Annotated in this window: 12 protein-coding genes; 2 read left to right on the top strand and 10 right to left on the bottom strand. The window is 66.2% G+C overall.

Going from position 1 to position 14733, the window contains the following annotated elements; genetic code table 11:
* Nucleotides 1-39: 39 nt before the first annotated feature.
* From KW836_RS05635 to KW836_RS05590, 10 genes are all read right to left on the bottom strand, one after another.
* A complete protein-coding gene (locus tag KW836_RS05635) occupies nt 40-2136 on the bottom strand; it encodes a TonB-dependent receptor domain-containing protein (RefSeq protein ID WP_370633007.1) in 2097 nt (698 codons plus the stop codon).
* Nucleotides 2137-2327: 191 nt separating this feature from the next.
* Nucleotides 2328-3377 (bottom strand): ABC transporter substrate-binding protein, encoded by a 1050-nt coding sequence (locus tag KW836_RS05630; RefSeq protein ID WP_175122131.1) that lies wholly within the window; start codon nt 3375-3377, stop codon nt 2328-2330.
* 90 nt (nt 3378-3467) lie between these two features.
* Nucleotides 3468-4451 carry a GTP-binding protein gene (locus tag KW836_RS05625; RefSeq protein ID WP_218342649.1) on the bottom strand — a complete coding sequence of 328 codons (984 nt, stop codon included), beginning with the start codon at nt 4449-4451 and terminating at the stop codon, nt 3468-3470.
* On the bottom strand, nt 4451-6109 hold the full coding sequence (locus KW836_RS05620; protein ID WP_218342648.1) for an amidohydrolase family protein: 1659 nt from the start codon (nt 6107-6109) through the stop codon (nt 4451-4453). The genes KW836_RS05625 and KW836_RS05620 overlap by 1 nt, the downstream gene beginning before the upstream one ends.
* 5 nt (nt 6110-6114) lie before the next feature.
* Nucleotides 6115-7362 carry an amidohydrolase family protein gene (locus KW836_RS05615; protein ID WP_175122128.1) on the bottom strand — a complete coding sequence of 416 codons (1248 nt, stop codon included), beginning with the start codon at nt 7360-7362 and terminating at the stop codon, nt 6115-6117.
* A 27-nt stretch (nt 7363-7389) separates the two neighbouring features.
* Nucleotides 7390-8271 (bottom strand): ABC transporter permease, encoded by an 882-nt coding sequence (locus KW836_RS05610; protein WP_175139508.1) that lies wholly within the window; start codon nt 8269-8271, stop codon nt 7390-7392.
* A gap of 8 nt (nt 8272-8279) precedes the next feature.
* Nucleotides 8280-9326: an ABC transporter ATP-binding protein gene (locus KW836_RS05605; protein ID WP_218342647.1), complete on the bottom strand. Its 1047-nt coding sequence runs from the start codon at nt 9324-9326 to the stop codon at nt 8280-8282.
* Nucleotides 9327-9329: 3 nt separating this feature from the next.
* The gene (locus KW836_RS05600; protein WP_175122125.1) at nt 9330-10139 is read right to left on the bottom strand and encodes an ABC transporter permease; all 810 of its coding nucleotides are present in this window, start codon (nt 10137-10139) and stop codon (nt 9330-9332) included.
* Between the two features lie 277 nt (nt 10140-10416).
* Nucleotides 10417-11511, bottom strand: coding sequence for a M14 family metallopeptidase (locus KW836_RS05595; protein WP_218342646.1), 1095 nt, complete (start codon nt 11509-11511; stop codon nt 10417-10419).
* Nucleotide 11512: 1 nt separating this feature from the next.
* The gene (locus KW836_RS05590) at nt 11513-12838 is read right to left on the bottom strand and encodes an MFS transporter (RefSeq protein WP_175122123.1); all 1326 of its coding nucleotides are present in this window, start codon (nt 12836-12838) and stop codon (nt 11513-11515) included.
* Nucleotides 12839-13010: 172 nt separating this feature from the next.
* Between KW836_RS05590 and KW836_RS05585 the strand changes: the two genes are divergently transcribed.
* Nucleotides 13011-13913: a LysR substrate-binding domain-containing protein gene (locus KW836_RS05585; protein WP_218342645.1), complete on the top strand. Its 903-nt coding sequence runs from the start codon at nt 13011-13013 to the stop codon at nt 13911-13913.
* Nucleotides 13914-14005: 92 nt separating this feature from the next.
* A complete protein-coding gene (locus KW836_RS05580; protein ID WP_218342644.1) occupies nt 14006-14713 on the top strand; it encodes a FadR/GntR family transcriptional regulator in 708 nt (235 codons plus the stop codon).
* Nucleotides 14714-14733 lie beyond the last annotated feature (20 nt).

Genomic DNA, 14733 nt, shown 5'->3' with positions numbered 1-14733 from the left:
CGCCGAAAATAGCACAGCCCGCCGCCGCACCCAACCGGGTCAGTACGTCATGCGCACGCCCAGCAGCACGCTGCGGCCGGGCAGCGGCGCAACCGTCGAGATGAACGAGGCGTGGTTGTAAGCCAGCTTGTTCAGCAGGTTGGTGCCGCGCAGGAAAACCTCGTAGCCCGTGGCGCCGTACTGGCCGCGATAGGCCACCACCGCGTTGACCATGTTGTAGCCCGGCGTGGTGTCTTCATAGGCCGCAATGTCCTTCTGCGCGAATACGCGTGCGTATTCAACGCCGCCCGACCACTGCTGCCACTTGAAGTTGCCGCGCACGCCCGCGCGTCCGGCCGGAATGCGCGGCAGATTGCCGTCGCCGCCCGTGAGCTTGCCGCGCACGTAGTCGCCGAACACCGCCGCCGAGAAGATCGGCGTGAACTGGTGCCGCAGTTCGCCTTCCACGCCCGTGAATTCCGCATCCTGCTGCGTGTATTCGATCAGGCGGAAGTCCTCGTAGCGATCCAGCGTGTTGGCGTAGATGTAGTTCTTCACGCGGTTGTGGAACACGCTTGCCGAGAACGTCGTGTCGCCCGAATGCTTGCGCAGCGTCAGGTCGATGTTGTGCGACGTTTCGCGCGTCAGGTCCGGATTACCCAGTTCATACGTATTGGTGGCGATGTGGATGCCGTCCGCATACAGCTCCTGCGCGTTGGGCAGGCGCTGCGAGCGCGACAGCGACAGCGCCACGGAATACTGCGGCGCAAAGTCCCAGATCGCGGCGGCCGACAGCGACGTGCCCGACAGGCTGCTGCGCGGCGCGCCGCCCGACGGCGACACGCGCTGCCAGTCCTGACGCGCGCCCAGCTCGAAGCGCCAGTCGTTCAACTGGTATTCCTCGAGCAGGAACACGCCGTTCGAACGCGTCTTGCTCGGCGGCAGGAATGCCTCTTCGCCTTCGGCGCTGAAATCGCTGTATGCGTTCTGCAGGCCGATCACGCCGCGCCAGCCGGCGATGGGCTTGTGCTGCAGTTCCACCCGCATGTCGTAGCCCTTGTTCTTGAAACGCGTGCCGACCTCGCCGCCCTCGATCTCGTCGTGCTGGTAATCCGTCAGGCCACCGCGGAATCGGATCTTCTCGAAGCCTGCGAACGGATCCTGGTATTCGGCGCGCAGGTCCATCCGGTTGCTGCGCAGCTTCACGTAGGGCACGCCGCCATGTTCGTGATCATGGTCGTGGTCGTGGCCTTCCTCGCCTTCGTCCCCATGGTCGTGGTCATGGCCGCCGCAATGCAGATGCGTGCCGTGCGGATGGCAGCCTTCGTATTCGTGGTTGTGCCCGGGCAGGCCGTATTCGCTTTGCAGGTGCGTGAACGCCACGCCCACGTAGCCGCGCGGCGTGATCCACGACATGCCGACCGAGCCCTGCGTGGACTCGCTGTACGAGCCTTCCAGCTTGCCGCCGGGCCAGTCCGGCACGTCGTAGTCGCTGGTGCGGCGCTTCATGCCTTCGACGCGCACCGCGAACTGGCCTTCGCCCGCCGTGATGCCCACCGCGCCGGCGCGTTCCTTGGTGCCGGTGGCGCCGCGCAGTTCCGCTTCGGCCGCGATGCCCTTTTCCGGCACTTCGGTCGGAATCTTCTTGTCGATCACGTTCACCACGCCGCCGATCGCGCCGCCGCCGTAGAGCAGCGTGGCCGGGCCGCGCAGCACTTCGATGCGGTCGGCCAGCAGCGGCTCGACGGTCACCGCATGGTCGGGCGAGATGGCCGAGGCATCCATCACTTCGGACCCATCGGACAGCACCTTCACGCGCGGCGCGGTCTGTCCGCGGATCACCGGACGGCTGGCGCCGCCGCCGAACGTGTCGCTGTTGACGCCCGGCAGGTTCTTGAGCGTTTCGCCCAGCGTGCCGTTGCGCTGCTCGATCAACGCATCGCCTTCCAGCACCGAGGCCGGCAGCGTGGTGCTGTTCAGGTCCAGCCCCAGCGGATTCGCGGAGACCGTGATCGGCGCCACGGTCTGCGTGCGGGTCTCGCCTTCGGTCTGCGCCTGGGCGACGGGCGCCATCAGCATCAGCGAGCACACCAGCGGCTTCAAGGGCGCCCGGCCAACCGCTCGAAAGCGCGATGCTTTGCCGCGCGCTTTCCCCATCCCCAGCTTCTTACCGTTCATCTTTACTCTCTCGGATGTTATATCATTACAAACCAGCAGGCGGATGATATAACATTTCACTACGCATGCAGCGGCGTCCGGAAACGAAAAAGCGCGATTCCCCTGCAGGAATCGCGCTTCGGTGAAGCGGTCACTGGCGCAAACGCGGGAAACGACGTCCCGCGTCCGTATCAACCCGCCTTGAACTCCTTGTTCCAGAACTCCAGCATCTCCGCCTTCTTCTCGGTCAATCCCTTCAGGTCGTACGCGTGCAGCAGCTTGACCTCGGCATCCGAGAAGCCCACGCGCTTCAATGCCTCGGGCAGCGACGCGTTGGTGACGGTGGGCGCATAGCCCATCTTTTCCGCAAAGCCGATCTGGCCCTGGGGATCGAGCATGGCGTTCAGGTACGCCCACGCCGCGTCCTTGTTGCGGCTGTTCTTGGCGACGGCGGCTTCAAACGACACCGGCACCGATCCTTCCTTCGGAATCACGAAGCCCAGCGGCAGTCCGCTGTCCTTCCATTGCAGCGCACGCGCCTTCCACATGACGGCGATCGCGATTTCGCCGGACTTGAAGGCGGCCGCGACGGCTTCATTGGACGGGTAGATGCGCGGCGCGTTCGGCTTGAGCTTGGCCAGGAACCGCTTGCCGCCCTCGTAGTCCTTGGTGGTGCCGTCCGCGCCCAGTCCCACGAAGACCGAGTTGTAGAGATAAAGAATGTCGGAGAAGCCGACCTGGCCCTTCCACTTGGGATCCAGCAGCACCTGCAGCGAATCGGGCGGCGTCGGGAATTTCTCGGTGTTGTAGACCAGCGTCATCGCGCTGAAGATGTGCGGAATCGAGTACGGCGTCTTCAGCGTGTCGATCGCGTTGGCCAGGTTGGGCAGCTTCTTGACGTCCAGGGGCTCCAGCGTGCCGGAGCGCTCGGCGTCGTACATATCGACTTCACCCAGCAGCGCCACGTCCATGCTGCCGCGGCGCGAGTTCTTTTCGGCGCGCAGCTTGGTGACGCGGCCCACGGCGTTACCCGTGTCGTAGACCACCTTCACGTCCTGCTTGGCGACGATGGGATTGATGATCTGCTGCAGCAGGTTCTGGTAGTCGCCGCCCCAGGTGCCGACCACGATTTCCTTTTCGGCGGCGTGGGCCATGCCGGGCAGCCAGCCCAGGGCGGGCGCAAGCGCCAGGCCGGAGGCGGTCTTGATGAAGCCACGGCGATTCAGGTTTTTCTCTTGCATGACAACCTCGTATCGAAAAGAACTGACGACTAGCTACGGTGCACCGCGCGGCAGGCCAGTCTGGCCGCGCAGCCTTGGATTCAACGGTGTTCAGACCAGCATGTCGACCGGCGCATGCGGCGCGGAGGCACGGATTTCCTCGGCCTCGATGTCGCGCGCAATCACGATGATCGCGTCGCGCGCATCCGGCTGCCGCGTCAGCCGCTGCGGCAGGCTGAAGGTCGAGCCGACGGACTGGATCAAGATGGGTTCCTCGCAATCGCTGACGCGCACCACGGCTTTGACGCGCAGCAGGCGGTCGCCGCACAGCCCGGCCAGGTTGTCCAGCCATTCGGAAAAATCGGTCCAGCTGATGCCGGGCTGCGCGCGCGCCGCCATCACGCGGATGCGCGGATGCGCCGCGCCCTGTCCGCCTGCCGAGAGCATCCGCGCCGCCAACCCCGCCAGGTCGGACGTGCCTTGCGACGGCGCGAAAACGGCCCGCACGGCGCGGGTGCGATCCGGTTCCGCGACAACGACGGCCAGCGGATTCAGCGCCTCGGCACGCGCGGCACGAGCGCCCAGCGCGCCGGGCACGGCCGGCAGCAGATCGGTCTTGGTCAGCACGATGCGATGCGCGGCGCCAAACTGCGCCATGGCCTCGTCCATCTCGGCCAGCGCGTCGGGATCACGCGCGCAATCGTCGGTGCAGACCACCGTCAGCCGCAGGCCGCGGCTGGCCAGCTCGGGATCCGCGAGCGACGCGATGATCGGGCCGGGCCGCGACAGCCCGCTGCATTCCAGGATGACGCGTTGCAAGGGGCCTTCGCCTTCGGGGCGGGGCGCGTCCAGCAGCGCGCTCAGCGTGTAGACCAGGTCGCTACGCAGCGAGCAGCACACGCAGCCGTTGGCCATCAAGGTCATCGGCACGTTGTCGCTGTCGTTGGCCACGATGGCCCCGTCCACGCCGACCTCGCCGGCCTCGTTGACGATCACGCCGGTGTCACGCGATTCCGGATCGCGCAGGTAGTCCACCAGCAGCGTGGTCTTGCCGCTGCCCAGAAACCCGCACAACAGGAACAGGTCGATGGCCATCAGGGTGCGTCCTCGCCCATGTCGCATGGCGATCCCGACGGTGCGCCGCCGGTCGGCGGACGCTCGCCATCCGGATCGTCGGCCCAGCTGTCGCGGACCATCGCGCGCACGTCGGCCAGCAGCTCGGCGGTGTCGTACACCACGCCCGACTTGATGGTGGTCTGCAGGCAGCGCTGCCATTCGACCTTGGCGGTGTCGTCGTTCAGCCGCATGGCGCCCGTGCCAAACAGCAGCTTGAAGTCGGTCAGCGGATTCTGGTCGTGGATCAGCAGGTCGGCGCGCTTTTGCACGTCGATGGAGCCGGTGTCGTCATCGATGCCCAGCAGCGCCGCGCTGTGCGACGTGGCCGCGCGCAAGACCTCGATGGGATGAAAGCCCGCTTCCTGCAGCAGCTCAAGTTCGCGGACGAAGCCGAAGCCGTAGATCTGGTAGATGAAGCCCGAATCGCTGCCTGCGCAGACGCGTCCGCCCAGGTTCTTGTATTCGTTGATGAACTGCATCCACAGCCGGTAGTTCTGCTTCCACTCGATCTCGTTGGTGGTGCTCCAGCGATACCAGTAGGCGCCGTGGCCGCCGCGCTGCGGCTGGAAGTAGCGCCACACCGCCTTCCACGTGTACTCGTCGTGCCAGTCGGCCCGGCGCGCGCGCATCAGGTCGCGGTTGGCGTCGTAGATGTTGAAGGTGGGCACAAAGGTGTGGCCCAGTTCCAGGAACTCGTCCATGACCTGCCGCCACTTGGCCGAGCCGGGCTGCGCGGCCTGCATGAAGGTCTGGCCGGCCACCGCAAAGCGGTAATACTCGTCGCTGTAGTTGTAGTCCGTCGGAAACGACTGCACGACGCGGTCTTCGAACAGCGCCTCGGGCAGGCCGTAATAGTGTTCGGAACTGGTCAGCCCCCAGCGCGCGGACTTCATCGCGTTCACGCGCGTCACTGCCATCTGCGCATGATGGCAGCCCGAGCGCAGGCCCACCTTGGCCGCCTCGTCCAGCGCCGCTTCCATGATGGCGGGCGGGGCGCCAAAGAACTTGATGCCGTCCGCGCCGCGCGCGGCCAGCTTGCGCACCCATTCGCGGCCCTGTTCGGGCGTGTGGATGGTCTTGACGCGATCGTTCACCGCCGGGAACACGGAATGCACGATCATGCGCGGCGCGGCGATCTGGTTCGCGGCGGACAGCTCGCGCTGCTCCATCGTCCAGCCCAGGCCGCCCATCGCGCCCATTTCGCGCACGGTGGTGACGCCGTGCGCCAGCCACAGCTTGTAGATGTAGTCGGCGGGCGGCACGATGCCGCTCATGGCGTGATACGGCGTGCCGATGTGCGCGTGCGCGTCCACAAAGCCTGGCGTGACGAACTTGCCGTGGCAGTCGATCTCGTGGTCGCCCGGACCGGGCCGGCGCTTGGGGTCGATGGCCTTGTGCGGCGTGCCCACGTTGACCAGCGCCGTGATGCGATCGTTCTCGATCACGATGTCCACCGGCCCCCAGGGCGGCGCGCCGGTGCCGTCGATGATCGTGGCCCCGCGCAGGATCAGCCGCGGAAACGGTCCCAGGCCGCGGTCGCGCGGCGCGGGCGCCGAAGGCGGATGCCAGCCCTTGGCCGCGTTGACGTCACGCGACTCTTCGCCGACTTCCGACTGCGAAAACGTGGGATCGCTCATGGCTCCTAGACTCCCAGCTCGTTGTGTTCGATGACGCCGCCCTTCATGATCAGGCCGATGTGCTCGCCCTGGCCCAGCAGGCAAGACAGGTCGCGGTACGGATTGCCGTCCACCAGCAGCACGTCCGCCAGTGCCCCTTCCTGGATGCGACCCAGCTGGCCGACCTGGTTCAGCACTTCGGCGGCGGTCGTGGTGGCGCACTGGATGACCTCCTGCGCGGACAGCACCTCGCGGCGGATGCGGAATTCGTCGCTCTGCAGGCGCTGGGACGGGCCCAGCAGATCCGACCCGTAGCCGATCTTCACGCCCGCCTTCTTGTAGATCTCAAGCGAATGCAGGCCCGCGGTGCGCACCGTCGCGATCTTGGCGACAGAGTCCGCCGGCAGGCCGTAATCGGCGCCTTCATTGGCAAGCGCCTCGTAGGTCACCAGCGTCGGCACCACGAATGCGCCCTTCTCGGCCATGAAGCGCGCCACGCGTTCGTCGACCAGATTGCCGTGCTCGATGGTGCGCACGCCGTTGCGGATGGCGCGCTCGATGGCGTCGGCGGTATAGGAATGCGCCATCACGTAGGTCTGGCGGCTGGCCGCCTCGTCGACGATGACGCGGATCTCTTCTTCCGAATAGCCAAAGGAGGCGATGGGATCGGTGGGCGAGGCCACGCCGCCCGAAGCCATCATCTTGATCTGGTCCGCACCCATCTGCAGTTCCTGGCGCACGGCCTTGCGCACGTCGTCGATGCCGTCGGCGACGCGACCGATATCGCCCGCACGGAAGCAGCAGCCGCAGAAGCTCATGGGACGCAGGTGATCCGAGCGCGGACGCGGATCGCCGTGGCCGCCGGTCTGGCTGATGGCGCGGCCCGAGATGAACAGGCGCGGTCCCTTGACCGTGCCTTCATTGACCGCGCACTTCAGGCCCCAGCCCGCGCCGCCCGCGTCGCGCACGGTGGTGAAGCCGCGGCGCAGCATGGCGGCCATGATGGGCACCGCGCGCATCATCACCAGCGCGTCCGGCAGGACGCCCTGCGTGCTCAGGTTCAACTGCGTGGCCAGCACGTGCACGTGCAGGTCGATCAGACCCGGCATCAGCGTGCGGCCCGCGGCGTCGATCACGCGCGCCGAGGAAGCGCTGATCGGCTTGTCCGACACTTCCTTGATGACGCCATCCTCGACCAGCACGTGGTGCCCCTCCAGCAGGTCGGACTGCAGGGGATCGAGCAGGTTCGCATTCTTGAACAGCACAGCAGACATGAGAATTTCCTTATCGGGGTATCCAGGTCAGGACGCCATCGTCTTGATATAGCGCCGGTGAATCAGCCAGTTCGAAAAGAGGGCAATGACAAGCGTGCCGCACACCAATATGACTGCGAGCGCCGCGCCGAACGGCCAGTTCGAGGCCTTGGTGATCTGGTCGTATAGCGCCGGCGCCATCATGGTCAGCCCGGAACCGCCCAGCAGCACCGGCGTGGCGTACGCATTCATGCACAGGATGAACACCAGCATCGTGCCCGCGGCCACGCCAGGCGCGGCGATCGGCAGCACGATGCGGCGGAAGGTGGTGAAGAAGCTGGCGCCCACATTGCGCGCGGCCTCTTCCACCGACAGGTCCATGCCTTCCAGCACGCTTTGCAGCGTCAGGATCAGGTACGGCATGACCACCGCAGTGGTGCCGATCACCACCGCCGTTGGCGTGTACATCAGCGTCAGCGGCTTATCGATGATGCCCAGCCCCTGCAACACGGCGTTGACCACGCCCGCATTGCCCAGCGCCACCATCCAGCCGGCCGCGCGCACCACGTTGCCCACCATCAGCGGAAACACCAGCAGGATCACGAACAGGCTCTTGTACCGGCTTTGCGTGCGCGCCAGGAAGTACGCCACCGGAAAGCCCAGCACCAGCGCCAGCACCGTGCACAGCGCCGCGATGCCCAGCGTGGTGAAGAAGATGTCGCGGTAGTACGGGTCGCCAAAGAACTTGGCGTAGTTCTCGAACGTGAAGGCGGTCTGCATCATCTCGACCGGGTCGAAATGATTGAAGCTGTAGCGCGCCAGCTGAAGGATGGGGATCATGATGATCACCAGCACCACCAGCGAGGCCGGAAAGGCCAGCCCTGGGCCCAGCCAGCGGCTGGGGCGTCCGTCCTGCGTTGCGGTCGTCATCGCGCCTCCTATTGCGTGAAGGCGACGCAGTCGTCGGGTTCGAAGCACGCATACACGCGCTCGCCGGCGGCAGGCGGGGCGGCGCGCGTGCCGGCATTGACGATCTGGCTGATCAGGCGGTCGCCGCCATCAAGCTGCACCCGCACCTCCAGCACCGATCCCAGGTACAACGACGATTCGATGACGCCGGGCAACGCATTGCCGCCAGACGGCTGCGCTTGCAGGCGTACACGTTCCGGCCGCACGCCCACATGCGTGGCATTGCCGCCGCCCGGCGCGGCGATGCGCTGTCCGGCTTTGGTTTCGAACTGGTCGTTGGCCTGGCCGCGTCCCGTAAAGACATTCATCTTGCCCAGGAAGTCCGCCACGAACAGATTGGCGGGCCGCTCGTACAGCGTGTCGGGCGCGCCCACCTGCTGCACGATGCCGTCGTGCATGATGGCCATGCGGTCGGCAATCGCCAGCGCTTCTTCCTGATCGTGGGTCACGAACACGGTGGTCAGGCCCAGGCGCCGTTGCAACGCGCGGATTTCCTCGCGCACTTCCAGGCGCAGCTTGGCGTCCAGATTCGACAACGGTTCGTCCAGCAGGAACACCTTGGGTTCGATCGCCAACGCCCGCGCAATCGCCACGCGCTGCTGCTGGCCGCCGGACAACTGGCGCGGATAGCGGTCGCGCAGTTCCGTCATGCGAACCATGTCCAGCACGCGCCGGATCTTTGCATCGCGATCGGCCTTGGGCACCTTGTGCATTTCCAGGCCGAACGCCACGTTTTCCGCCACCGTCATGTGCGGAAACAGCGCGTAGCGCTGGAACACCATGCCGGTGTCGCGCTTGTGCACCGGCAACCGCGTGACGTCGGTTTCACCGATGCGGATGCGCCCGGCCGTGGGCGTGATGAAGCCGGCAATCATGCGCAGCGTGGTCGTCTTGCCGCAGCCGCTGGGTCCCAGAAAGGTGACCAGTTCGCCTTCGGCAATCTCCAGGGAAAAATCCGACACCGCGACCGCCGCGCCGAACTGCTTGCGGATGTTTTCGATTGAGACCTTCGCCATTTCTTACACCACCTGACTGAGTTTCACATAGCGGTCGGTCACAAGCATGATGATGCCCAACAGCAGGATTTGCACCGAGGCCACCGACGCGATCGTCGGGTCCAGGTTGAATTCGAGGTACTGCATGATCGCGATCGGCAGCGTGGTGCGCCCCGGGCCGACAAGCGACAGGGACAGCTCCAGGTTCTCGAATGACACGACAAAACTGAACAGCGCCGCGGCGACGATGGACGGCCGCAGCATCGGCAGTGTCACCCGCATGAAGGCCTTGGGCGCGCTTGCGCCCAGGTTGCGCGCGGCTTCCTCGATGGAGCCGTCCAGCCCGGCCATGCCCGCCGTCACAAGCCGCACGGTCCACGGGATGGTGAGGCAAACGTGCGCAATGACCAGGCCGCCGAACGTGCCGACCAGATCCTGATCCAGCACGTTTTCAGCGCGCAGATAGAAGAGATAGACGGCCACGCCCGCGACAATGCCGGGTATCAGCAGAGGTGACAGCAGCAGCGTGTTGACGCCCTTGCTGCCACTGAAGCGGTAACGCGCAATGGCCACCGCCGCCAGCACGCCCATCGTCACGCCGATGAACGCGGCCACCAGCGACACTTGCAGGCTGAAGATGAAGCCGTTGGCGAACGCGGGGTTTTCCCACGCCTTGACGTACCAGGAGAGCGTGTAGCCCGATGGCGGGAAATAGAGGATGGCGTCCTTGAAGAAGCTCAGCCAGACCACCAGCACGATGGGGCTGAGCATGAACGCATACATGAGAACCACGAAAACGCGGTGCAGCCACGTGGCCCACGGGATCACGCGCAATGGCTTTTCCCGCGAGGCTGCGACGGCTGAGTCCAAAGGAGGCGCACTATGCAAATCCGGTTCCTTTCAGCAACTGCCGGCTTGGTTTGAAACTCCTCCGAAGACTCTGCGGTCCCTACGGTTAACCAAAGCATATCGACGGGTTGCTGCACCGCTCAAGTAGGGATAACCCACGTCGCGTCAAAACTCGCGGGTTATCCCTGCGGTAGCTCCGATGACGGTGCAACCCACTGCGGCGCAACGCCGCCGCAGGTGCTACCCGTCACCCGGCGCGCTGCTACCCGGCAGCCTGCAGGCCGCACACCGCTTGCAGCATCGCCACGCGGCTCTGGCCCAGCACCATGCCTTGCCAATCTTCCTGGCCGCAGTAAAACGCGTCGCGTGTGGCCTGCAGGATGTCCTGTTGCAAGGCATCGCTGGCGTCGGGATGCGCGCGCAGCCAATTGCGTCCCCGCAGTGCGTGCACCACCTCGTCCCAAGGCTTGGTGCCGAACTCCAGCGCCATCAATGTCGGTTCCGACGCGGGGCAGGCGTCGTAGATGAGACCCGCGAGATGGCCCGTGATGTCCACCGAGGCCGAGCTGCCTTGATACGGCACGGCGATATCGCTGCCCCACCACTGCCGGGCGCGCGCCACTTCCGTGTCGTCACGCTGGCCGGCGTAGATCTTCTCGCCGTGGCCGCGCGGCCCCAGGCCCGTGTGCACGTCGATCCAGCCGATGTGCGCGTGGCGGCTGGCGTGGGTCCGCAGGATGTCGCGCAGGGTCAGCAGCGACGGCGAATGCCCCGCGCCGCCATAGAACAGGCCATCCGGATGCGTGTACTGGCCGCGCGACACCGCCTGCGTCGTGGCGGCCAGGCCGTGCGTTTCGATATGGCGGGCGATGGCCTGGCGGTTCTGCTCCGTGGGCGGCCATTCCTGCGGCAACAGCAGCTCGTGGATCTCGCCATAGCCCGGATTGGCCGGGAGCGCGCGGCCGTCGAAGGGCTGAGCATTGCGGTTCAGGTCGACGTTGCCTTCGTCCGTGCGCGCAATCCACGAGAAACCGTACGGGTTCACGGCGTGCACCAGCAGGAGCGCCACGCCCGCCTGCCGCGCGCGTTCCAGGATCGGCGCGTCATCCAGCAGCGCAAGCTGGCAACCTGATCCGCAGAAGCCCTCCACGCCGTGCGTGGCCGACGTCACGATCAGGAGCCGCTGCGCGTCGGCATCGCCGATCAGCGCCACGTCGGTGGCCAGCGGCTCGCCCTGGCTGCCCACGGCCGCGATGCCGTACGACGCAACCTGCGTAGCCAGCGGCGCGGCGGCCGCCAGGAAGCGTTCGCGCGCCTGGGCGTAGCTGCTGGAAAAGTAGCGGTCAACGGATTGCATGTCAGGGCTCCTGGCTGTCGATGTCATGGCCGGTACGGTCCTGAATCCAGAACAGCACCACGGTGGAAAGCGTCACGGTGACCATCAAGTACCACGCGGGCGCCATCGGGTTGCCGGTCACGTGCAGCAGCCAGGTCACGAAGAATTGCGCGAAGCCGCCGAAGACCGAGATGCCCAGACCGTACACCACGGACATGCCCGTGGTGCGCACGGCCTTCGGGAACAGTTCGGGCAGCATCGTGATGACGGGCGCGGTCTGCAGCGCCAGCAGCACGGCCAGCAAGGCGATGACCGTCATCAGCCGCCCGGTGCTGGGCGCCGACACCAGCCATTGGAAGCACGGCAGCAGCACGCAGACCGTCACGGCACGCGACCAGAAGATCACCCGCTTGCGCCCCACGCGGTCCGCCAGCATGCCGACGAACGGCGCCAGCGCGAAACCGATCGCGCCCAGCACGACACTGGCAAACAGCGTGGACGTGGCCGGAAGGCCGAGTTCCTTCGTGGCGTAAGCCGGCATGTAGAAGCCGATGATCTGCGCGCACACCATGCCGCCGATCACGAGCAGGATGCCCTTGACGATCGTGAGCTTGTGGTCGGCAAAGACGCGCCGCAGCGGCTGGTGGCCGGCGGCGGTGGTTCTGGCGCCGGCGGCAGGCGCGGGTTCCAGCGTTTCCTCCAGATTGCGGCGGATGTAGGCGCCCACCGGCACCGTCAGAATGCCGATCACGAACGGCACCCGCCAGCCCCAGGCCTGCATTTCTTCCTTAGTCAGCGCCGCCGTCAGGATCGCCACGGTCAGCGCGCCCAGCATCACGCCGAGCGACTGGCTGCCGAACTGCCAGCTCGAATAGAAGCCGCGTTTGCCGGGCGGCGCGTGTTCCACCAGCAGCGTGGTCGAGGCGCCGACCTCGCCGCCCGCCGCAAAGCCCTGGATCAGCCGCGCCAGCACCATCAGCACGGGTCCCAGCACGCCCATCTGCGCGTGGGTCGGCGCCAAGGCGATGAGTGCACAGCCCAGGCCCATCAGCCACAGCGTCAGCGTCATGGCCGCGCGGCGGCCGTGCCGGTCGGCGTACGAGCCGATCAGCATGCCGCCCACGGGCCGCATCAGAAAGCCCACGCCGAAGGTGGCGGTGGTCAGCAGCAACTGGCCGTAGCCGGACGCCGCGGGAAAGAAGAGCGGTCCGATGACCAGCATCAGGAACGTGAAGACGGTGAAGTCGAAGAACTCGAGCGCGTTGCCGATGGTGGTACCGGCAATGACGCGGCGGCGCATCGACGGCGTGTACAACCCCGGGCCGCCTGCGGCGATGGCAATAGACATTGTTTTCCCCTTGATGTCCGGTGCGGGGCCGCCGGTCCGTGCGTCCGGATCGCTTTGCGCGCCCCACCGCCGTGAATATACGGATGGCGCACGATAAGCAAAAGACAGTATTTTTGTCGCGATGAGCACTTTTGCTTATAGCCCTGCCCGCCCAATCCGGAACGACTTGCCCATGAACCTGCGCCAACTCCGCGCCTTTGTGCTGATTGCCGAGCATCGCAGCATCCGTGCCGCGGCGCGGGCGCTCTTTGTCACCCAGCCCGCCGCCACCCGCAGCCTGCGGGAGCTGGAGCAGAGCGTGGGCGCGGAGCTGGTGCGCCGCAGCGTCAAGGGCGTGGAACTGACCACTTACGGGGAAGCGTTATACAAGCGCGCCGTGCTGATCCTGCAGGAAGCCCGCAAGGCGCAAGAGGAGATCGGCCAGATGCGCGACGGCGAAGGCGGAACGCTGAACCTGGCCATCAGTTCCGCGGCGCTGACGGTCCTGCCCGCCGCGCTGGCCGCGTTTCGCGCACGCATGCCGCGCGTCTCGGTGGCCTTCAACGAGGTCGCGCCGCCCTACAGCCACGAGCAGCTGGAATCCGGCCGCTACGACTTCCTGGTGCAGACCGAATACGACGGCGACATCGACGACGGGTTTGCGCGGACCACGCTGTTCACACTGCCGCTGGCGGTGGGCGCACGCGCGGGCCATCCGCTGCGCGGTGCGCGCACGCTGGCCGAGCTGCACGATGCGCTATGGCTGCTGCCGGGCAATATTCAAGCCCCCGCGAACCTGCTGCGGCTGGCGTTCGATGCGCATGAGTTGCCGCCCCCGCGCGACGTGATTCCCTGCCAGTCCATCGCGGTGGCGCTGGCTATCATTGCGGAGAGCGACGCGCTGGGCATCTTCGTGCGCAATCTTTTCGATCATCAGTTGCTGCCGCGCGGGTTACGCATGGTCCGTCTGGATCATCCGCTGCCCGCGGCGCGCGTGTCGGTCCTGACGCGTGCCGACTCGCCCCCAACGCCGGCCGCGCAATGCTTCATGCATTGCCTCCTGGACGCGCAGGCAGCCCATGCCGACGGCACCTAGGCGAACCCGCCGATAGACCGGGTTACTATTGCCGATGGCCCCGCCGATGACGTCGAGACGGGCCTTTTTGTTTCTCCCCCCACTCCCCGTCCATGGCGTTTCCCCGACTTCCCGCTGTTCCCACCCTGACCGACACGGTCGCCAAACGTCTGCTCGCCGAGATCGACGAAGGACGCGTGCTGCCCGGTGAAAAGCTGCCCACGGAATCCGCGCTGGCCGAACAGTTTGGCGTCAGCCGCACGGTGATCCGCGAAGCCGTGTCGCGGCTGCGCCAGGATGGCGTGGTTGAAGCGCGGCAAGGCAGCGGCGTCTTCGTCACCGAGCACTCTGGCAACCGGGCGCTGCGAATTGATGCAGCCGAGCTCTCGTCGCTGGAGGCCGTGCTGCACATCGTGGATCTGCGCCGGGCCCTGGAAACCGAAGTGGCGGCGCAAGCCGCCGCCAGCCGCAAGAAGCAGGACATGGTGGAGATCGACGCGGCGCTGGCTGCGATCTCGCAGGCCGTGGACAACGGCGGAGATGGCGTGAAGGAAGATGTGGCCTTTCACCGCAGCATCGCGCGCGCCACCGGCAACCCGTACTTTCTGACCACCCTTGCGTTCGTCAGCCAGTTCCTGGAAGCCGCCACACGCGTCACCCGCGGCAACGAGGCGCGCCATGCAAATCTGATGCGTGACGTATTGCAGGAACACATCGCCATCGTCGAAGCCATCCGGCGCAAGGATGTGGACGGCGCCCGGGAAGCCGCCCGCATTCACATGGTCAATGCCGCCAAGCGGTTGAGCCAGGCGCACCGCTGAGCCGGACTGAAGCGCGATAC

The sequence above is a fragment of the Achromobacter sp. ACM05 genome, from assembly GCF_019218915.1.
In the GTDB taxonomy this organism is placed as follows: domain Bacteria; phylum Pseudomonadota; class Gammaproteobacteria; order Burkholderiales; family Burkholderiaceae_B; genus Achromobacter; species Achromobacter animicus.
This window is presented reverse-complemented; position numbering and strand designations above follow the sequence as displayed.